The sequence below is a fragment of the Mangrovihabitans endophyticus genome (assembly GCF_014646155.1).
In the GTDB taxonomy this organism is placed as follows: Bacteria; Actinomycetota; Actinomycetes; order Mycobacteriales; family Micromonosporaceae; genus Actinoplanes; species Actinoplanes endophyticus.
In genome coordinates this window covers 106,373-124,665 of sequence record NZ_BMMX01000015.1, presented here as the reverse complement: position 1 = coordinate 124,665, position 18,293 = coordinate 106,373, and the positions used below count along the sequence as shown (strand labels likewise).

The window sequence follows — 18,293 nt, the reverse complement described above, 5'->3', positions numbered from 1 at the left end:
CCACAATGCGCGGCCCCGGCTCGATCAGAGGGCGGCTGCGGCCTTCGTCAGGGCCGCCAGCGCCGTCGCGATCCGCCAGGACGCCCGGTCCCGGGGTCCGACCGGGTTGGACACGGTGCGCAGTTCGGCGAACGGCACCGCCGCCGCGGTGGCGGCGCTCGCCACCCCGTACCCCTCCATCGCCTCGGCCACCGCGGCCGGATGCGCCCGCGCCAAGCGGGCCGCGGTGGCACCGCTTCCGGTCACCGTGCACAGCGTCAGGATGTCGCCGCGGACCGCCTCGGGCAGCGCCGCCGTCAGGGACGCCAGCAGCTCGCCGTCCGCCTCGATCACGCTGGTGCCGAAGCCCAGCGTCTCCACCGGCAAGAATCCGGCCGGTGATTCCGCGCCCAGGTCGGCGGCGATGCTGCGGACGCCCAGGACGGTGGCGCCGACCGCGGCCCGGCCGTCGAACCCGCCCGCGATGCCCGCACTGATCACCGCCCGGTACGGCGTGCCGGCCGCCTCGGCCAGCGCCAGCAGCCGGGCGGTGCCGCCGGCCGCCGCGGCCGGGCCGACACCGGCCGCCGACACGTGCACGGCGTCGCGGGCGCCCCCGCGCACCGCGTCGGCCTCGGCGCCGACCGCGGTGACGACCAGCACCGCGCCGGTCATCCGTCGTCGCCCGGCTGCTGGTCGACCGAGGACGGCCGATAGATGTGGTAGCCGGGCGGGGCAGCGCGGGAGGGCGCGGCCGGTCCGGCGGGCGGCGGCGGGCCCTTCGACGGAGCGGGATCCGGTGCCGGGCGGGCCGCGCCGGATTCGGGCGCGGTGGTGGTCGTCTTGCGGCCGAAGCTCAGGATCTCACCCCAGCGCTGCCGCGGGGGCTGGACGAGCGTGGGCTCCGGCTCCGGCTCCGGCTCCGGCTCCGAGTCCGAGTCCGAGTCCGGGTCCGGGTCCGGGACGGCTTCGGTCTCCTCGGTGGCGCTCACCGGACGGCCATGCAGCCGTTCCCGGTGCAGGCGTCCGGCGACGATCGCCGCGCGTATCGCCGCCGCGACGGCGACGAAGGCCGCGACGGCAACGCCCCAGCGGCCGGTGAGCGGGATGATGCCGATCGCGCCGCCGAGCACCCACGCGAGCATGAGGACCGTCTCGGAGTGGGCGAATGCGCTGCCGCGCAACCGTTCCGGCACCCGCTCCTGGATGCTGGCGTCCACCGCGAGCTTGGAGATGCCGCTGAAGATGGAGGCAACCAGGCACAGCAGCGCCACCATCGGAAGGCGATAGAAGATCACCGCGAGGACGGCCACACCGGCGGTCAGGGTGAGCCCGCTGGATTGCAGCGCGGTGGGTCGCCGGATGCGTAGCCGGGTGCCGACCGCAGTGGCCAAGAACGTGCCGGCGGTGAGCGCGCCGCCGACCAGGGCCACCGCGCCCTGACTGCCGATATCACGCCCGAAGACGGTGGTGGCCAGGTCACCCGCCTTCACCGCGAAGGCGAAGTAGAGCAGCAGGAAACCGTACAACAGGCGGAAGCCGGCACTGCCGATCAAGGCGTTGATCACCAGTGCGCCGGACAGCGGGCGATCCGGTCCGCGGCGTAGTCGCAGCACGGTGCGCAGCGGCCGGGGAACGGTCTCGGCCGGGTCCGAGTCGGCGCGCGGTGGCAGTCGCAGCGAGATCACCATGCCGACCAGGAAGATGAGCGTCGCGACGCGCAGCGACCATTGCGGCCCGAACCAGAAGGCGGCGAGACCGATCGGCGCGACGACGGCGCCGGCGAACGTCCCGTACACGCTGGCGCGGGCTCCGACCTGGGACAGTCCGACGCCCGCGGGCAGCAGCCGGGGCACCGCGGCGGACCGCGCCACCCCGTACGCGCGAGACAGCGCGAGCACGCCGAACGCGGCCGGGTACAGACCCCAGCCGAGCAGGTTGTCGGAGATCACATACGCGAGGAACGCGCGGCCCAGCATGGTGACCGCGAGGGCGTACCGGCGGCCGTGCCGGAAATGATCCAGCACCGGCCCGACGACGGGGGCGAGCAGCGCAAACGGCACCATCGTGACCAGCAGGTACAGCGCGACCTTGCTGCGCGCTTCGCCGAGCGGCACGTTGAAGAAGATCGTCCCGGCCAGGCCGATGGCGATCAGGGTGTCGCCGGCGCAGGACACCGCGTGCAGGTCGAAGAGGCGGACCATGCCGATCTCGTTGGCGGCGCCCTTGGCCCGCGCGTCACCCACCCGGCGGGTTGCCCACGCCCCGCCGCGCACGGAACCGCGCACCAGTAGCCGGACGGCCTTCGCGCCGGTGCCGACGGTGCGTCCGATGGAGGGAAGCAGCGGCATTGCACCATCCTGACTGATGAACACGACCCGCGTCCCCTTCTGGAGGCCGGTGAGCAACAATGGTCTTCGTGACGACGAGGACCGCCCGTGCCCCCCGCCTCGATCAGGCATGCGCCGATGCCGTCGATGTGGCCAGGGAAGGCATCACCGAAGTGGATCCGGCGGACATCGGGGAGCACCTCGAAGCCATCGCCGAGGGCGACCGCCTGGTCACCCATTTCTTCGCCAGCCACCTGGCGGGTTACCTCGGATGGCGGTGGGCGGTGACGGTCACCCGGGCGCCGCGTGCCCGGCGGGTGACCGTCTGCGAGACGGTGCTGTTGCCCGGCCCGGACGCCCTGATGGCGCCGGGGTGGCTGCCGTGGAACGAGCGGCTGCAGCCGGGCGATCTCGGCGTGGGCGATCTGATGCCGACCGACCCGGACGACGACCGGCTGGCGCCCGGCTACGTGCTGAGCGACGACGCCGCGGTCGAGGAGGTCTCGTGGGAACTGGGCCTCGGGCGGGCCCGGGTGATGAGCCAGGAAGGGCGGATGGAGACCGCCCAGCGGTGGTACGACGGAGATTCCGGCCCGCAGGCCGCCATCTCCGCCGGGGCTCCGCGTAAGGCCCGGTGCGGCACCTGCGGTTTCTACCTGCCGCTGGCGGGTTCGATGCGCGGGATGTTCGGGGTCTGCGGCAACCTGTACGCCCCGGACGACGCCCGCGCGGTGAGCGCCGACCATGGTTGCGGCGCTCACTCCGAGGTGTTGCTGAGCAGCCCGGAGACGCCGGTGGAGGAGTTGCCGACGGTCTACGACGACAGCGAGGTCGAGTCGGTCGCGGTGAGCCGCGCGCACGGGTCGGTGGAGGCCGGCGAGCCCGAGGAGGGCTACGGCCACTCCTGACCGCGGCCGGCCAGGGGCTGGCGCGGTCAGTCCGGGTCGACGGTGAACGACGGGTGTGTCAGCGCCCTGCGACGTCGCCGGTTGGCGTCGTGCCGGAGCATGGTGAGCAGCCCGGGGATGCCCCAGAGGAACCCGGCCAGGCACGTCCACAGATAGCTGTCGCGCGCGCCGGCGAGCAGCATCACCACGCCGGCCACGGCGAACCCGGCCATGCCGGCCACGGCGAAGGGCACCATCGGCGGGTCGAGCGGTTCCACGCGCGGTCGTGCCGCGGGGGGCACACCCGCGGTCTCGCTCGACGGATCGGCGGCGCGCTGGGCGGGGGACAGTTCTGCCACGGTGATCAGCCTACGTCTGCCGCGGTGCACGCCGCGCGCCCGCGACGGATGTAACAGAATCGATCTTTTGTGCAGCTCAGCCGTCTGCGACGATCTCCGGACCGACTTTGCAGTGAACGGAAGGCCGCGCATGTCCACAGCCCCTGCCGACGCGTCCGTCGCCTCCTCGCCCGGCGCGCCCAGGAACGGTTTCGACCGATATTTCGAAATCTCCGCTCGCGGATCAACGATGAGCCGGGAGATTCGCGGTGGTTTCGCCACATTCTTCACGATGGCCTACATCGTGGTGCTCAACCCGCTGATCCTCGCCGCGGGCGTGGACGCGGTGGGTGGCACGTTGCCGATCGCTGCGCTCGCTGCGGGGACCGCGTTCATCGCCGGGCTGATGACCCTGCTGATGGGCGTGGTCGCCCGCTTCCCGCTCGCGCTGGCCGCTGGTCTGGGGGTGAACGCCCTGGTCGCGTACGAGATCGCGCCGGAGATGACCTGGGCGGACGCGATGGGCCTGGTGGTGATCGAGGGTGTGGTGATCGCGGTTCTGGTGCTCACCGGGCTGCGGTCGGCGGTGTTCCATGCCGTGCCGACGCAGTTGAAGACGGCGATCGGCGTTGGCATCGGTCTGTTCCTCATGATCATCGGGCTGGTCGATGCCGGATTCGTGCGCCGGATCCCGGATGCCTCGGGCACCACGGTGCCCGTCGAGCTCGGCATCGGCGGTGCGCTGAACAGTTGGCCCGCACTGGTGTTCGTGCTCGGTCTGCTGCTGACCATCGTGCTGTTCGTGCGGCGCGTCCGCGGCGCGATCCTGATCGGCATCCTGGCCACCACGGTGTTCGCGATCATCGTCGAGGCGATCGGTCACATCGGTCCGTCGGTGGTCGACGGCAAGCCGAACCCGCAGGGCTGGTCGCTGAACGTGCCCGCGCTGCCGGACCAGATCGTCGGCACGCCGGACCTCTCGCTGCTCGGCAAGTTCAACATCCTCGATTCGTGGAGCCGGGCCGGCTGGCTGGTGGTGCTGATGTTCGTCTTCACGCTGCTGATCACGGACTTCTTCGACACCATGGGCACCATGGTCGCGGTCGGGCAGGAGGGCGGCCTGCTGGACGCCGAGGGGATGCCGCCGCGTACCCGCGAGATCCTGCTGGTCGACTCGGTGGCCGCGGCGGCTGGCGGCGCCGCCAGCGTCTCCAGCAACACGTCCTACATCGAAAGTGCCTCCGGTGTCGCCGAGGGCGCTCGTACGGGTGTGGCCAACCTGGTCACCGGCGTGCTCTTCCTGCTGGCCATGTTCCTCGCGCCGCTGGTCACCGTGGTGCCGTTCGAGGCGGCGTCGACGGCCCTGGTGGTGGTCGGGTTCCTGATGATGACGGCCGTCCGGCAGATCGACTGGACCGACCTTGAGATCGCCGTACCGGCCTTCCTCACCATCACGCTGATGCCGTTCACCTACTCGATCTCCAACGGGATCGGTGCGGGCGTCATCGCGTACGTATTGATCAAGCTCGCGGTTGGCAAGCCGAAGCAGGTGCATCCGCTGATGTACGGCGTGGCCGTGCTGTTCGTGCTGTACTTCCTGCGTGGCCCGCTGGAGAGCGTGCTGCTGTGAGCCCCGGCGCGCCGGGTGTGGTGATGGCTGTCATACGGCTGTCATGTGCCGCGACGGCGGATCATTAGCTAAGCTAACTACTGTGATGGAGCAGTCGGTGACGGCGGAGCGCGAGACGGCCGAGGTGCTGGCCCGGACGTTGCGTGATGCCATCACCCGGCTCAACCGGCGCGTCCGCCAGGCCCGCCCGGTCGGCGATCTCACCTTCAGTCAGTTGTCCGCCCTGACCAGCCTGCAGTTGGCAGGGGCGCTGACTCCGCGTGAGCTGGCCGATGTGGAACGGGTGCAACCGCCGACGATGACCAAGATCGTCGGCAAGCTGGAGGACCGTGGCCTCGTCGCCCGCACTCCGCATCCCACCGATCGGCGTCAGGTCATCCTGGCGCCGACCGAGCAGGGGCGGACGGTGTACGCCCAGTTCGAGCGGGCGCGCAACGAGTGGTTGGCGCAGCAGTTGGCGAACCTCAGCCCGGACGAACGCAGCACGTTGGCGCGGGCGGCGGAGATCCTGCAGCAGGTCGCGCGAGCCTAGAGCGGGGGCCGCCGCTCGGCGGGAGTCGTTCCGTCACGCGACGATGACGCGTACGACTCAAGGGGGCCAACCCGAGTGCGGGCAGTGCTGAGCACGACCTTCCGATCCTTTCGGATCCGCAACTACCGGCTGTTCGCGGTCGGCCAACTGGTGAAGCTGCTCGGCGTCTGGATGATGTTCACCGCGCAGGACTGGCTGGTGCTCGACCTGTCCGGCAACTCGCCCGGTGCGCTCGGCATCGTGACCTCGCTGCAGTTCCTGCCGATGCTGCTGCTCACGCTTCTCGGTGGCAAGCTGGCCGATCGGTATGACAAGCGCAAGCTGCTGATGGTTGCCAATGCTGCGTTCGCCGCCACGTCGATCCTCTTCGCGCTGCTGGTGGCCGCCGGCGTGGCGCAGTTGTGGCACGTCTTCCTGTTCGCCGGGCTGCTGGGCATCGCGAACGCCATCGAGACTCCGGTGCGCCAGGCGTTCGTGTCCGAGCTGGTCGAGATGTCGCTGCTGCCCAACGCGCTGGCGCTGTCCGCGGCGACGTTCAACACCGCCCGGATCGGCGGCCCGGCGGCGGCCGGGGTGGCGCTGGCGCTGTTCGACACCGGGCCGGTCTTCCTGATCGCCACCGCCCTGTCCGTCGCGCCGGTCGTGACCTATCTGGCGATGCGCACGGACGAGCTGCGCCGGTCCGCTGCCCGGCCGGGTGCTGCGGACACCCGCATCGCCGACGGCCTGCGATATGTCGGCAAGCGGACCGACCTGTTGCTGCCGATCCTGCTGATGGCGGTGGTCGGCATGATCGGGTTCAACTTCCCGGTCACCCTCGCCGCCCTCGCGAAGATCAACTTTGGGGCCGGTCCCTCCACGTTCGGACTGCTGACCACCTCCCTCGCGGTCGGTGCGCTGGCCGGCGCGCTGGCGGGCAGCGGACGGCGGGATCGGCCTTCCCCGTACGTGGTGGTCGTCTCGGCCATCGCGTTCGGCGTCCTGGAGGTGGCAGTGGGGTTCGCGCCCACCTTCGTGGTGGCCATGGCGCTGCTGGTGCCCACCGGGTTCTTCTCCATCTACCTGGCGCAGGCGGCGAACCAGCGGGTGCAGATGGGCGTGGAGACCGCGTACCGCGGACGGGTGATGGCCCTCTATGTGCTCGTCTTCCTGGGCACCACGCCGCTGGGCGCGTCGCTGGCCGGCTGGTGGGGTGAGCGGTTCGGGGTGCCGTCCAGCCTCTGGGCTGCCGGCGCGGTCTGTCTGGTCGGCGGTGTGGCGGCCTTGGTCTGGCAGTTGCGTAGCGCCGGCGACCGACTGACGGTGACGCTGCGGCCGCGTCCGCGCTTCGGTCTGGCCGGGCTGGCGGCGCGGGAGGTGCACCTGGAAGAGCCGGAACGGGGGGCGAATCCGGACGCATCCGGTCGCGTCGGTCGCGCGGCGTAACCGTCCCTGTACCCACCGATGCGGGGCGTGAGATGGCACTGTCGGATAGGCCGAAAGGCATGGTCTTCGTTTGAACGAGGGCTTAGCGTCAGCGAATGGCCATCTTGCACATCGCTGTGCTCGCGGCGGCGCTGGCGGGCGCGCCGTGCGCGGTGGTCGCCGCGAAATCGGCCCACGACCGGCGCAAGCATGCCCGTGCCACCACGCTTGCCCTGCGCCACCAACTGCATCCGCACGCCGCTGCTCTGCGTGACCTCGAGTTGATGTGGGATCCCGCCCGTGCGCCGGCCGTGCCGGTCGCCGCCGGGAGCGGTGAGACGGTGCCGGACTTAGGTCGGCTCTCAGTCGGCCTGCGCCGCCTGGATCGGCAGCGCTGTTCCGGCACGGCCTGCGGCTCCGAGCGGTGGCTCGCCGCCGTTCTTCGGGCGTACGACCATCGCCTCCAGTTGGCGTGCCACTGCCTGGGCATCGCCGAGCATCTGGACGACCTCGTCGGCATGGACCGTGCCATCGAGCGGATCCGAATCGAAGGGAAGCTGGAGTCCGCGGGCCTGGACGTGCGCCGGGAGACACCCTGGCCGTAGCCTTTGTCGGCGTGCGCCTGTTCGTGGCTCTGTTCCTCCCCTCCGACGTCCGGGACGACCTGGGCCGACGGCTCGCGCACGTGCCCGCCGCCCTGGTGCCGGCCGACCGGTGGCACGTCACCATGACCTTCCTCGGTGAGGTTCCGGACGATCGGCTCGCGGGTGTCGAGTCGGCGCTCGACACCGTGCCGTCGCGGGACCCGATCGGCCTGCGCGTCGCCGGCGGTGGGGACTTTCGGCGCACGGTGCAGTGGGCCGGTCTGCACGGCGATCTGGACGGCCTGCGTGCCCTGCACGGCGATGTCCGGGCGGCGTTGGGCCTTGCGGGTGACAAGCGTCCATTCACCCCGCACGTCACGATCTCGTACGCGCGGGGTGCGGTGGCCGCCGAAGCGCTGCGTGACTATGCGGGGCCGCGGTGGCGAGCCGACGGGTTCACCCTGGTGCTGAGCCGCAGCGGTTACCGCCCGCTGCGGACGTTTCCGTTCGCGGGCTGACCAGGGCGGGTTCCGTCAGGACGACTCGCGTGCCGCCGGACCGCCGCCGAACAGGACGTCATCCCAGCTCGGAAGGCGCTTGCGCGGCTTGGCCTCGGAGGCGGCACTGTCCTGCTGCTCGCCCTGCGGGGTCTGCCCCGCGGCGCGGCGTGGCCGCAGCACCGCGAGCGACGGCACCGCCGGGACCTCCTTGGGCTGGTCGGCGTCGTCGTCGAAGGCGGATCCGGCGCCGCCGAGCATGCCGGCAGCACCTCCGGCCACCGGCCGACGGTCCGACGCTGCCGGTTCCAGGCCGCGGCCACCCTGGCCACCCAGCGGGCGGTCCAGGCCGGCGAGGAGGGCATCCCGGCCGGCGCGGATCGGGTCCCGCTCGCGGGACGGGCGCGGCCCCTCCTGCTTCGCGGCGGCGGGCAGGCCATGCCCTCCGCGCGTCGGCTCGTTGCCGCGCACCGGGCCGGGCAGGCCGTGGCCGCTGCGATCCGGCGCGGGCTCCTGGCCGAGAATCTGCGTGGGACGCTCGGCGCACAGGTATTGCGCCATGTCGTCATGCGGCGACACGACCTGGCGTCCCTTGTCCAGGTCCCACATCGCCTGGGCGGTGGCCTTGCCGGAGGGCCAGGTGGCGACGATGCGCCAGGTCCCGTCGTCGCGGCGATAGGCGTCCCAGGAGATCTTCTCGGCGTCGATGCCGTGCTGGGCGAGGCGGCTGTCCACCACCTCGGCCAGCGGCGCGCCGGAGTCGGAGGTCTTCAGTCTGGTGCGCCGGGCGTGCTGCGCGAGCATGGCCCGCTCCTGGAGCACCGGTCCCGCATAGCGCAGCACCCGGTCGACCGGGACGCCGGCCACTCGGGCCACGTCCTCGGCGGTCTCCCCGGACCGGATCCGGGCTTGGATGTCGCGTGGGGACAGCGACGCCATGGTGTCGCCGGGCGCGGCGACCGCGACGCTCGTGGCCGAGCCGGACGGCGCGTGGCCGTCGTGGTGCAACGCCCCGTTGACGCGATCGTCGATCGGGAGGGCCAGAAGCCGTCCGACCTCATCGGCGAGCACCATGGCCTGACCGTCCTCGGAGAGGGCGACGAAGCGTACCGGCCGCATGCGTTGCCTCCGTAGGTGTCTATCTGGCCTGTGCTCCCGAGAGTTCGCTACCCGGGCGCGTTTCGGAACACGGTACGCGCCCCGGTCACTCGATGGGGGTATGCCACGCCGTCGAACTCCATTGAGCTGCGGTGATGATCTTCTGGTCTCCGTGAGGGTCAGCGCACCAGGGCCCGGCGGCCGGTGTACTCGGTGGTGCGCTGCGACGAATAACGCACCAGATTGTCCGGATTATCGTCGATGGTCCATCGACGGTCGTATCCGGCGTCCGCGGTCAGCTCGGCCGGTTCGTAGGCCTGCTGCTCATAGACGCCCGGTCCGCGCAGCCGCGCCGCATAGTCGCGCATGCCGTCGATCAGCCGGTCCACGTCCGCCGCCGGGCGCACCACCATGCGCATGAACTGGCTGGTCATGCCCAGCTTGTTGCCGCATTCGCGGGTATAGACGCCGTGCGTGGCGACCAGGAAGTCGCGCAACGCCACGCCGGACCAGCCTGGCGGGAGCTTGACCAGCAGAAAGTTGCCCTGCGACGGGAACACCGTCAGGCCCGGCACACGGGACAACTCGTCGGCCATGTCCCGGCGGTCCCGGCTGAGCAGGCGCAGACTCTCCGCGTACTCGCCGGCGTGCTCGGAGATCATGTAGACGACCTTCTCGGCCAGCGAGTTCAGGTTCCACTTCGGCAGCGCCTTGGCGATGCGGCCGGCGATGGCCGGATTGGCCAGCAGATAACCGAACCGGATGCCGTGCAGCCCGAAGTTCTTGCCCAGGCTCTTGAGCACCACCGCGTTCGGCCGGATCACCGCGTCCGGGCCGACCGAGGGGTACGGCTCGGCGTCCGAGAAGTCGATGAAAGACTCGTCGATCACCACGAGATCCAGGTCGCTCAGGTCGTCCATGAACCGGATCACGTCCCGGCGGGCCAGGTAGCCGCCGTCCGGGTTGTTGACGTTGCACACCACCGCCACCCGCGATCCGCGGTCCCGGATGAACCGCACGTATTCGTCCAGGTCCAGTCGGAAGCCGTCGCGTTCCTGCAGGGGGAACATGTCCACCCGCTTGCCGGTCTCCAACGGCTGGTCGGTCCACCGCCCGAAGGTCGGGATCGGGATCGCCACGCTGCTGGTGATGAGCAGGTGATCGATCCACGTGATGAGCTCGGTGGAGCCGTTGGCCATGGCCACGGTCTGCGGGTGCAGTCCGAGGACGCTGGCCAGCTTCGCGGTGATGGTGGCGGCGTCGCTCGGGTAGTACTTCAGGATGTCCTTCAGGTTGCGGGACAGCTCCTCGAACATCGCCGGGGTGGGGAAGTAGGGGTTGCACGGGATGCAGAAGTCGACGATGTCCGCGTCCGGGCCCATGGATCGGGTCAGGTCGAAATAGGAAGCGCTGTGCGCCCCCCGGTGCAGGATGTCCGCCATGCGCGTCCCTTCCGGTTCGTGTCATCGCCGACCGTCAGTACGGGCGCACGGGCGCATCGGTTCACCGGGGGGCGCGGGCCCGCCGGGCGTGCCGGCCTTACAGGCGTGGCACCACGTAGTCGATGCAGGCGGTCAGCGCCTCCACGTCCGAGGGGTCGACCGTGGGGTACAGCGCCACCCGCAACTGGTTGCGGCCCAGCTTGCGGTACGGCTCGGTGTCCACGATGCCGTTGGCGCGCAGCACCTTGGCGACCGCCGCCGCGTCCACCCCGGCCGCGAAGTCGATGGTGGCCACCGCGTTCGAACGCAGGCCCGGATCCACCACGAACGGGGTCGCGTACGCGCTGCGGTCCGCCCAGCCGTAGATCGCCGCCGCGCTCTCCGCGCATCGCTTGGTGGCCCACCCGAGGCCGCCCTGCGCGTTCATCCACTCCAACTGCTCGGCCGCCAAGAACACCGTGGCCAGCGCGGGCGTGTTGTACGTCTGATCCAGCCGCGACTGCTCGATGGCGGTGACCAGGTCCAGGAACTGCGGAATGTAACGCCCGCCGCCCTTGATCTCGAAGGCTCGCTCGATCGCGGCCGGTGACATGAGCGCCAGCCAGATGCCGCCGTCCGAGCCGAGAGCCTTCTGCGGGGCGAGGTAGTAGACGTCGGTCTCGCGCAGGTCGACGTCCAGGCTGCCGCCGCCGGAGGTGGCGTCGGTGAGCAGCAGGGCGCCCTCGTCCGCCCCGGCCACCCGGCGGACCGGCACCGAAACACCGGTGGACGTCTCGTTCTGCACGCTCGCGTAGACGTCGACGCCCGGCTCCGCGCGCAGGTGGGCGGCCTGACCGCCGGGCGCGCGATGCACCGTCGGGTCGGCCAGGAACGGCGCGTCGGTTGCCGCCTTGGCGAATTTGGCGCCGAACTCGCCGAACTCGGCGAACTGGGCCTTGTCGCGGATCAGGCCGAAGGCGGCAGCGTCCCAGAAGGCGCTGGTGCCGCCGTTGGACAGCACCACCTCGTAGCCGTCGGGCACGGCGAAGAACTCGGCCAGGCTCCGGCGCAGCCGGGCGACCTGGTCCTTCACCGTGCGCTGCCGATGCGAGGTGCCCATGTACGTCCGGGAGACGGCGGACAACGCATCGACACCCTCGGGGCGGACCTTGCTCGGACCGGAACCGAATCGTCCGTCCACGGGCCGGATCTCGTCGGGGATGCGGATGCCGTCAGCCATGCGTGTCCTTCCATCGGTGCCAGGGCCTGAGAGGCATTATGCGCCGAGCCGCTCCCAGCCCTCGACCTCGTGCGGTTTGCGTGGGGCAGGTCCCACATAACGCGCCGACGGCCGCACGATGCGACCCAATTTCTTCTGCTCCAGGATGTGCGCACTCCAGCCGGCCACCCGCGCGCAGGTGAACATGGAGGTGAACATGTGCGCCGGCACCTCGGCGAAGTCGAGCACCACCGCGGACCAGAACTCCACGTTGGTGGCCAGCACCCGGTCCGGCTTACGGGCGTGCAACTCGGCCAGCGCGGCGCGTTCCAGCGCCTCGGCCACCTCGAAGCGCGGCGCGCCCAGTTCCTTCGCGGTGCGCCGGAGCACCCGGGCGCGCGGATCCTCGGCACGGTAGACCCGATGCCCGAAGCCCATCAGCCGTTCGCCGCGGTCCAGCACCCCCTTCACGTACGCCTCGGCGTCGCCGCTGCGCTCGACTCCTTCGATCATGTGCAGCACGCGCGACGGTGCGCCACCGTGCAGCGGCCCGGACAGCGCGCCGATGCCGGACGAGATGCAGGCCGCCGCGTCGGCGCCGGTGGACGCCACGATCCGGCTGGTGAACGTGGACGCGTTCATCCCGTGCTCGGCAGCGGAGATGAAGTAGGCGTCCACCGCCTTGATGTGCCGCGGATCGGGTTCGCCGCGCCATCGCTTCATGAAACGCTCGACCACGGTCTGCGCCCTGTCGATATCCTTCTGCGGCACGGCCGGCAGGCCGAGGCCACGGGCCGCCTGGGCGACGAAGGACAGCGCGGTCACCGACACCCGCGCCAAGTCGCTGCGCACCTGCTCGTCGGAGATGTCGAGAAGCTGGGACAGGCCCCAGTAGGGCGCCAGCATGGCGACCGCCGACTGCACGTCGACGCGGATGTCGCCGGAGTGCACCGGGACCGGGAACGGCTCGGCCGGTGGCAGACCGGGGCCGAAGCGCCCGTCCACCAGCAGCGCCCAGACGTTCCCGAAGGAAACCTGGCCGATCAAATCCTCGATGTCCACGCCTCGGTAGCGCAGCGCACCACCGGCCTTGTCGGGTTCGGCGATCTCGGTCTCGAAGGCGATGACGCCTTCAAGCCCGGGCTTGAAGTCGGACATGGTCGCCCCTTTATGCGGTAAAAGGCCTTGCACATGGAAAGCCGTAAGGGTCTCATCTTGCCCGCCGGCCGATATCGCGGCGAGCCGCCTCGGATGTGCTCTCCGCGACACCTCATCCTTACCGACCGGACGCTTCGCCGGGGGCGACTTAGGGTCGTTGCGTTCGATGTGTGAGACAGGAGAGCGCGTGAGTCCCGATCTGGCCGGTATGCGGCGCGAGTACTCCGAGCGGGCGGGCCTGCGCGAGATCGACCTCGCCGCCGATCCGATCACCCAGTTCGACGCCTGGTTCGCGCAGGCGCGGCAGGCGGGGCTGCCGGAGCCGAACGCGATGGTGGTGGCGACGGCCACCGTGGCGGGGCGGCCCTCCACGCGGACCGTGCTGCTCAAGGCGTACGACGCCGACGGGTTCGTGTTCTTCACCAACTACGAGTCGCGCAAGGGCCGGGAGGCGCTCGCCAATCCGTCTGCCAGCCTGCTGTTCCCCTGGTTCGCCATGCAGCGTCAGGTGATCGTGACGGGGACCGTGGAGAGGGTGTCGCGCGCGCAGACCGAGGTCTATTTCGCGTCTCGTCCGCGCGGGTCGCAGCTCGGCGCCTGGGCCAGCCCGCAGTCCCAGGTGGTGCCGGACCGGGCCGCCGTCGAGGACGGCCTCGCGGCGGCCGAGCAACGCTTCGCCGACGCCGACGTCCCGGTTCCACCGCACTGGGGCGGGTTGCGGGTAGTGCCCGAGGCGGTGGAGTTCTGGCAGGGACGCGCGAGCCGCCTGCACGACCGGCTGCGCTACCGGCGCGGCGACGGGGAGTGGGTCGTCGAGCGGCTCGCTCCGTGAGTCAGGAGCCCGTGGAGGCCACCGAGCGCGTGGTCGAGTCGACTACGCGGCGCGGCTGGATGATCGACATCCGCCCGTTGCGCGGGGTCGCGTACCGGCGGATGTGGATCGGCAACGGCGTCTCGTTCTTCGGCTTCCAATTCACCTCGGTCGCGGTGCCGGTGGAGATGTTCGCCATCACCCGCTCGTCCGGCTGGGTGGGCCTGCTCGGCGTGGCCGGCCTGGTGCCGCTGCTCATCTTCGGCCTGTGGGGCGGCGCCGCCGCGGACGTCGTGGACCGGCGTCGTCTGCTGCTCGCCAGCTCGACGCTGGCCTGGCTGTCCACCGTCGGCCTGCTGGTGCAGGCGGTGGCCGGGGTGCGCAGTCCGGCGCTGCTGCTGGCGCTGACCGCGGTGCAGTCCGCGGGCTTCGCGGTGAGCTCCCCGGCACGCCAGGCGATCATCCCGCGGATCGTGCCCACGCGGTTGGTGCCCGCCGCCAACACGCTTGCCTACACGACCACCACGGCCGGCGGGGTGCTCGGCCCGCTCGCCGCCGGCCTGGTCTTCTCCGTCTGGGGCCAGGGCTCCGGCGTCACCGTCGCGTACGCGGTGGACGCCGCCCTGTTCACCATCTCGTTCTGGGCGACATATCGACTGCCGGCCATTCCGCCGCTGCACCACGACACCGCCGCACCCCGCCCCACCGCGGGTCTCCGGGGGATCGCGGACGGCCTGCGCTTCCTGTCCACCCAGCCGGTGCTGCTGCTGTCCTTCGCGGTGGACATCATCGCCATGGTGCTGGCGATGCCGCGGGCGTTGTTCCCGGAAGTGGCGGCGGAACGGTTCGGCGGTGGCTCCGCGGTCGGCTGGCTGTTCAGCGCGATCGCCATCGGCTCCATGATCGGCGGTCTCACCTCGGGATGGATCGGGCGCATCCGGCGGCAGGGCGTCGCCCTGGTGGTCGCGGTGATCGGTTGGGGGGTGGCGGTCGGCTTCGCCGGTTTCGCGCGGCAGCTCTGGCTGATGGTGCTGCTGCTCGCCGTCGGGGGCGCGGCGGACCTGGTCAGCGCGGTCTACCGGCAGTCGATCCTGCAGACGTACGCGCCGGACCGGTTGCGCGGCCGGCTGCAGGGCGTGTTCACCGTGGTGGTGGCCGGCGGTCCCCGGCTGGGCGACCTGCGAGCCGGCGCTACCGCGGACCTGACCGGACCGACCGCGTCCTGGGTCGGCGGTGGATTCGCCGCGGCCGGCCTGGCCGTGGGCCTGGCACTGCTCTTTCCCGCGCTGCTGCGCTACCGTCCGCCCGGCGACCCGCCGGCCACCGGCTAAGGTCGGGGGCCATGACGAGCGTGGTTCCCGCGAAGTCCGGGATGCAATGGGCCATCGAAGCCGACGGGCATCGGGCCGTGGTGGTGGAGGTCGGCGGCGTGCTGCGCAGCTACGCCGCCGGTGACCGGGAGATCCTGGACGGGTTCGCGGCCGACGAGCTGTCGCCCGCCTCGGCCGGGCAGATCCTGGCTCCGTGGCCCAACCGGATCCGGGACGGGCAATACACGTTTGAGGGGCATCCCTACCAGCTCGCGCTGACCGAGCCCGAGCGGCACAACGCGCTGCACGGCCTGACGAACTGGTCGCGCTGGCGGCTGGCGGAGCGCGCGGACGACGCCGTCACGCTGGAGTTCGACCTGCCCGCGCAGGTGGGCTACCCGTGGCCGCTGACGCTGCGCACGCGGTGGAGCGTCGGCCCCGGCGGGCTGCGCTGCGACCAGGAGGTCACCAACACCGGGGACGCGAACGCGCCCTGGGGTTATTCGGTCCACCCCTACCTCCAGCTCCCCGGCGTGGCGGTGGACGACATCCTGCTGCGGGTGCCCGGCCGCAGCAGGATCCTGGCGGACGCCCGCCTGCTGCCGATCGGCGCGGTCAAGGTGACCGGCACGGAGTACGACTTCACCGAGCCGCGCCGCATCGGCGAGGCGGTCCTGGACACCACGTTCGGCGATGTGGAGCACGACGCCGACGGCATCACCACGGTCACCATCACGGACCCGGCCGGCCAGACCGGCGTCACCGTCTGGGGCGACCAGAACTTCAAGTGGTGGCAGGTCTTCACCGGGGACACGCTGCGCGGTGAGCGACACCGGCGGTCGGTGGCCATCGAGCCGATGACCTGCCCGCCGGACGCGTTTCGCTCCGGTCGCGACCTGATCGTTCTGGTACCCGGGCAGACGTGGAGCGCCTCCTGGGGCGTGCGGCCGTGAAAGACCGGCGCTGATGGAGTTCGACGAGGTGGTGCGCCGCCGTCGGATGGTGCGTAGCTACGATCCGGACCGGCCGGTGCCGACGGAGATCGTACGGACGATCCTGGCGCACGCCCAGCGCGCCCCGTCCGCCGGATTCGCCCAGGGATGGGCCTTCCTGGTGCTGACGGACCGGGCGGACCGGGAGCGTTACTGGTCGGTGACGACCGAGGCCGATCGCGGCGATGCCGCGGCCGATCGGGAGTGGCGAGGCGGCTGGTTGCAGCGGATGCGGACCGCTCCGCTGATCATCGTCGCGTTGTCCAACAAGTCGGCCTATCTGGGCCGGTACGCGGAACCGGACAAGGGCTGGACGGATCGGGACGAGGCGCGGTGGCCGGTGCCGTACTGGGACATCGACACCGGCTTCGCCGCGTTGCTGATGCACCTGACCGCCGTCGACCGTGGCCTCGGCTCGTGCTTCTTCGGCCTGCCGGCGACCGCGATCGGCGCGTTCAAGGCCGCGTTCGGGGTTCCGGAGGAGTTCTCCCCGATCGGTGCGCTCACGGTCGGCTACCGTGCACCAGACAAGAGGTCACCGTCACTGAGCCGTGGCCGCCGCCCGATAGACGAAGTGGTGCATCATGGCCGGTGGAGCGGGTAACGGGAGCGGGATGGAAAGGGGCGCATCGGCGTGATCTTCAAAGCGGTCCGGGACGGAGCGCCATACCCCGAGCACCACACCACCCTGAAGATGTGGGCGGAGATCCCACCGCGCCCGATCCGCTTGGCCGATCTGATCACCACCAAGCGGGAGCTCGCGCTCGACAAGCTTCTGGCCGAGGACTCCACCTTCTACGGAGACCTGTTCCCGCACGTCGTGGAATATCAGGGCGCGCTCTATCTGGAGGACGGCCTGCACCGCGCGCTGCGCGCCGCCCTGCAACAGCGCAACCAGATCCACGCCCGAGTCCTGGTGGTGACCGGATGACCGCTCCCCTTGACCTGCTCGACCTGGACGAGCTGCTCTCCGACGAGGAACGGGACATCCGCGAGGTGGTCCGGCGGGTGGCCGACGACCGGGTGCGGCCGCACGTCGCCGGGTGGTACGAGCGCGGCGAGGTGCCGGTGCGCGATCTCGCCGTCGAGTTCGGCAAGCTCGGCCTGCTCGGCATGCACCTCACCGGCTACGGCTGCGCGGGTGCCTCGGCGGTCTCGTACGGCCTGGCCTGCATGGAGTTGGAAGCGGCCGACTCGGGTGTGCGATCGCTGGTCAGCGTGCAGGGCTCGCTGGCCATGTACGCGATCTGGCGATTCGGCACCGAGGAGCAGAAACAGCGCTGGCTGCCCGGCATGGCCACCGGTGAACTGATCGGCTGCTTCGGCCTGACCGAGCCGGACCATGGTTCGGACCCGGCGCACATGGCCACCCGTGCCCGTCGCGACGGCGATGACTGGGTGCTCGACGGTGGCAAGCTGTGGATCACCAACGCGCCGGCGGCGGACGTCGCGGTGATCTGGGCGCGCACCGACGAGGGCGTCACCGGGTTCGCGGTGCCCACGTCCACGCCGGGCTTCAGCGCCCGCGAGATCAAGCAGAAGATGTCCTTGCGCGCGTCGTCCACCGGCGAGATCGTGCTGGACGGCGTGCGGCTGGGTGATGACGCCCGGCTGACCGAGGCGCGCGGGCTGAAGGCGCCGTTGTCATGCCTGACCGAGGCGCGATTCGGCATCGTCTGGGGCGCGCTGGGCGCGGCCCGGGAGTGCCTGCACACCGCGATCGACTACGCCACCAGCCGGGAGCAGTTCGGGCGGCCGCTGGCCGGGTTCCAGCTCACCCAGGCGAAGCTCGCCGACATGGCTCTTGAGCTGCAGAAAGGCTATCTGTTGGCGATGCACCTGGGTCGTCGGCACGACGCCGTGGGGCTGCGCCCCGAGCAGGTCAGCGCCGGCAAGCTGAACAACGTGCGGGAGGCACTGGCGATCGCCCGGCAGTGCCGGACGATTCTCGGCGCGAACGGCATCAGCGGCGAATACCCGGTGATGCGGCACGCCAACAACCTGGAGAGCGTGCTCACGTACGAGGGAACGTCGGAGATCCACCAGCTCGTGCTGGGTCAGAAACTGACCGGCATCGACGCGTTCGGAGGCTGAGCGGTCGCG

At 71.0% G+C, this 18,293-nt stretch carries 19 protein-coding genes; 12 read left to right on the top strand and 7 right to left on the bottom strand.

The window, feature by feature from the left end:
• Positions 1-24 precede the first annotated feature (24 nt).
• Both IEY73_RS17950 and IEY73_RS17945 read right to left on the bottom strand, forming a co-directional pair.
• Positions 25-654, bottom strand: a complete 630-nt coding sequence (locus tag IEY73_RS17950; protein ID WP_189080379.1) for a futalosine hydrolase — start codon at positions 652-654, stop codon at positions 25-27.
• Positions 651-2,330 carry an MFS transporter gene (locus IEY73_RS17945; RefSeq protein WP_189080378.1) on the bottom strand — a complete coding sequence of 560 codons (1,680 nt, stop codon included), beginning with the start codon at positions 2,328-2,330 and terminating at the stop codon, positions 651-653. The genes IEY73_RS17950 and IEY73_RS17945 overlap by 4 nt, the downstream gene beginning before the upstream one ends.
• A 68-nt stretch (positions 2,331-2,398) precedes the next feature.
• Between IEY73_RS17945 and IEY73_RS17940 the strand changes: the two genes are divergently transcribed.
• Positions 2,399-3,217 carry a DUF3027 domain-containing protein gene (locus IEY73_RS17940; protein WP_229715924.1) on the top strand — a complete coding sequence of 273 codons (819 nt, stop codon included), beginning with the start codon at positions 2,399-2,401 and terminating at the stop codon, positions 3,215-3,217.
• A 26-nt stretch (positions 3,218-3,243) separates the two neighbouring features.
• Here IEY73_RS17940 and IEY73_RS33640 read toward each other — a convergent pair whose 3' ends face one another.
• Positions 3,244-3,453 carry a DUF2530 domain-containing protein gene (locus IEY73_RS33640; protein ID WP_229715926.1) on the bottom strand — a complete coding sequence of 70 codons (210 nt, stop codon included), beginning with the start codon at positions 3,451-3,453 and terminating at the stop codon, positions 3,244-3,246.
• Positions 3,454-3,685: 232 nt separating this feature from the next.
• Between IEY73_RS33640 and IEY73_RS17930 the strand changes: the two genes are divergently transcribed.
• The 5 genes from IEY73_RS17930 to thpR all read left to right on the top strand — a co-directional run bounded on the left by IEY73_RS17930 (position 3,686) and on the right by thpR (position 8,202).
• A complete protein-coding gene (locus IEY73_RS17930) occupies positions 3,686-5,164 on the top strand; it encodes an NCS2 family permease (protein WP_189080375.1) in 1,479 nt (492 codons plus the stop codon).
• 82 nt (positions 5,165-5,246) lie between these two features.
• Positions 5,247-5,696, top strand: a complete 450-nt coding sequence (locus tag IEY73_RS17925; RefSeq protein WP_373292813.1) for a MarR family winged helix-turn-helix transcriptional regulator — start codon at positions 5,247-5,249, stop codon at positions 5,694-5,696.
• 75 nt (positions 5,697-5,771) lie between these two features.
• A complete protein-coding gene (locus IEY73_RS17920) occupies positions 5,772-7,121 on the top strand; it encodes an MFS transporter (RefSeq protein WP_189080374.1) in 1,350 nt (449 codons plus the stop codon).
• 95 nt (positions 7,122-7,216) lie between these two features.
• Positions 7,217-7,705, top strand: coding sequence for a hypothetical protein (locus IEY73_RS17915; protein WP_189080373.1), 489 nt, complete (start codon positions 7,217-7,219; stop codon positions 7,703-7,705).
• A gap of 11 nt (positions 7,706-7,716) precedes the next feature.
• Complete coding sequence (gene thpR, locus IEY73_RS17910; protein WP_189080372.1) at positions 7,717-8,202, top strand: RNA 2',3'-cyclic phosphodiesterase; 486 nt, start codon at positions 7,717-7,719, stop codon at positions 8,200-8,202.
• Between the two features lie 15 nt (positions 8,203-8,217).
• Here the strand turns inward: thpR and sepH are convergent, their stop codons facing one another.
• The 4 genes from sepH to IEY73_RS17890 form a co-directional block, all read right to left on the bottom strand.
• Positions 8,218-9,300 carry a septation protein SepH gene (sepH, locus tag IEY73_RS17905; RefSeq protein WP_189080371.1) on the bottom strand — a complete coding sequence of 361 codons (1,083 nt, stop codon included), beginning with the start codon at positions 9,298-9,300 and terminating at the stop codon, positions 8,218-8,220.
• A gap of 158 nt (positions 9,301-9,458) precedes the next feature.
• Positions 9,459-10,721: a pyridoxal phosphate-dependent aminotransferase gene (locus tag IEY73_RS17900; protein WP_189080370.1), complete on the bottom strand. Its 1,263-nt coding sequence runs from the start codon at positions 10,719-10,721 to the stop codon at positions 9,459-9,461.
• A 97-nt stretch (positions 10,722-10,818) separates the two neighbouring features.
• Positions 10,819-11,940 carry a phosphoserine transaminase gene (serC, locus tag IEY73_RS17895; protein ID WP_189080369.1) on the bottom strand — a complete coding sequence of 374 codons (1,122 nt, stop codon included), beginning with the start codon at positions 11,938-11,940 and terminating at the stop codon, positions 10,819-10,821.
• A 36-nt stretch (positions 11,941-11,976) separates the two neighbouring features.
• Positions 11,977-13,077, bottom strand: coding sequence for a citrate synthase 2 (locus IEY73_RS17890; protein WP_189080368.1), 1,101 nt, complete (start codon positions 13,075-13,077; stop codon positions 11,977-11,979).
• Positions 13,078-13,285: 208 nt separating this feature from the next.
• Between IEY73_RS17890 and pdxH the strand changes: the two genes are divergently transcribed.
• Genes pdxH through IEY73_RS17860 form a run of 6 tightly spaced genes read left to right on the top strand, consistent with a single transcriptional unit; the run spans position 13,286 to position 18,284 of the window.
• The gene (gene pdxH / locus IEY73_RS17885) at positions 13,286-13,909 is read left to right on the top strand and encodes a pyridoxamine 5'-phosphate oxidase (RefSeq protein ID WP_189080412.1); all 624 of its coding nucleotides are present in this window, start codon (positions 13,286-13,288) and stop codon (positions 13,907-13,909) included.
• A 59-nt stretch (positions 13,910-13,968) separates the two neighbouring features.
• Positions 13,969-15,219: an MFS transporter gene (locus IEY73_RS17880; protein WP_189080411.1), complete on the top strand. Its 1,251-nt coding sequence runs from the start codon at positions 13,969-13,971 to the stop codon at positions 15,217-15,219.
• Between the two features lie 11 nt (positions 15,220-15,230).
• Complete coding sequence (locus tag IEY73_RS17875) at positions 15,231-16,151, top strand: aldose 1-epimerase family protein (RefSeq protein ID WP_189080367.1); 921 nt, start codon at positions 15,231-15,233, stop codon at positions 16,149-16,151.
• Between the two features lie 13 nt (positions 16,152-16,164).
• Positions 16,165-16,794: a nitroreductase family protein gene (locus IEY73_RS17870; RefSeq protein WP_189080366.1), complete on the top strand. Its 630-nt coding sequence runs from the start codon at positions 16,165-16,167 to the stop codon at positions 16,792-16,794.
• Positions 16,795-16,824: 30 nt separating this feature from the next.
• Positions 16,825-17,121, top strand: a complete 297-nt coding sequence (locus IEY73_RS17865) for a type II toxin-antitoxin system VapB family antitoxin (RefSeq protein WP_189080365.1) — start codon at positions 16,825-16,827, stop codon at positions 17,119-17,121.
• A complete protein-coding gene (locus IEY73_RS17860; protein ID WP_189080364.1) occupies positions 17,118-18,284 on the top strand; it encodes an acyl-CoA dehydrogenase family protein in 1,167 nt (388 codons plus the stop codon). Before IEY73_RS17865 ends, IEY73_RS17860 begins: the two co-directional genes overlap by 4 nt.
• Positions 18,285-18,293 lie beyond the last annotated feature (9 nt).

What these genes read in the sequence shown, in the direction of transcription:
- IEY73_RS17900 (WP_189080370.1), bottom strand. Translation starts at nt 10,721, where the DNA reads ATGGCGGACATCCTGCACCGGGGGGCGCACAGCGCTTCCTATTTCGAC.
- IEY73_RS17875 (WP_189080367.1), top strand. Translation starts at nt 15,231, where the DNA reads ATGACGAGCGTGGTTCCCGCGAAGTCCGGGATGCAATGGGCCATCGAA.
- IEY73_RS33640 (WP_229715926.1), bottom strand. Translation starts at nt 3,453, where the DNA reads ATGGTGCCCTTCGCCGTGGCCGGCATGGCCGGGTTCGCCGTGGCCGGC.
- sepH (WP_189080371.1), bottom strand. Translation starts at nt 9,300, where the DNA reads ATGCGGCCGGTACGCTTCGTCGCCCTCTCCGAGGACGGTCAGGCCATG.
- IEY73_RS17870 (WP_189080366.1), top strand. Translation starts at nt 16,165, where the DNA reads ATGGAGTTCGACGAGGTGGTGCGCCGCCGTCGGATGGTGCGTAGCTAC.
- IEY73_RS17890 (WP_189080368.1), bottom strand. Translation starts at nt 13,077, where the DNA reads ATGTCCGACTTCAAGCCCGGGCTTGAAGGCGTCATCGCCTTCGAGACC.
- IEY73_RS17950 (WP_189080379.1), bottom strand. Translation starts at nt 654, where the DNA reads ATGACCGGCGCGGTGCTGGTCGTCACCGCGGTCGGCGCCGAGGCCGAC.
- serC (WP_189080369.1), bottom strand. Translation starts at nt 11,940, where the DNA reads ATGGCTGACGGCATCCGCATCCCCGACGAGATCCGGCCCGTGGACGGA.
- pdxH (WP_189080412.1), top strand. Translation starts at nt 13,286, where the DNA reads ATGCGGCGCGAGTACTCCGAGCGGGCGGGCCTGCGCGAGATCGACCTC.
- IEY73_RS17915 (WP_189080373.1), top strand. Translation starts at nt 7,217, where the DNA reads ATGGCCATCTTGCACATCGCTGTGCTCGCGGCGGCGCTGGCGGGCGCG.
- IEY73_RS17880 (WP_189080411.1), top strand. Translation starts at nt 13,969, where the DNA reads ATGATCGACATCCGCCCGTTGCGCGGGGTCGCGTACCGGCGGATGTGG.
- IEY73_RS17945 (WP_189080378.1), bottom strand. Translation starts at nt 2,330, where the DNA reads ATGCCGCTGCTTCCCTCCATCGGACGCACCGTCGGCACCGGCGCGAAG.
- IEY73_RS17930 (WP_189080375.1), top strand. Translation starts at nt 3,686, where the DNA reads ATGTCCACAGCCCCTGCCGACGCGTCCGTCGCCTCCTCGCCCGGCGCG.
- IEY73_RS17860 (WP_189080364.1), top strand. Translation starts at nt 17,118, where the DNA reads ATGACCGCTCCCCTTGACCTGCTCGACCTGGACGAGCTGCTCTCCGAC.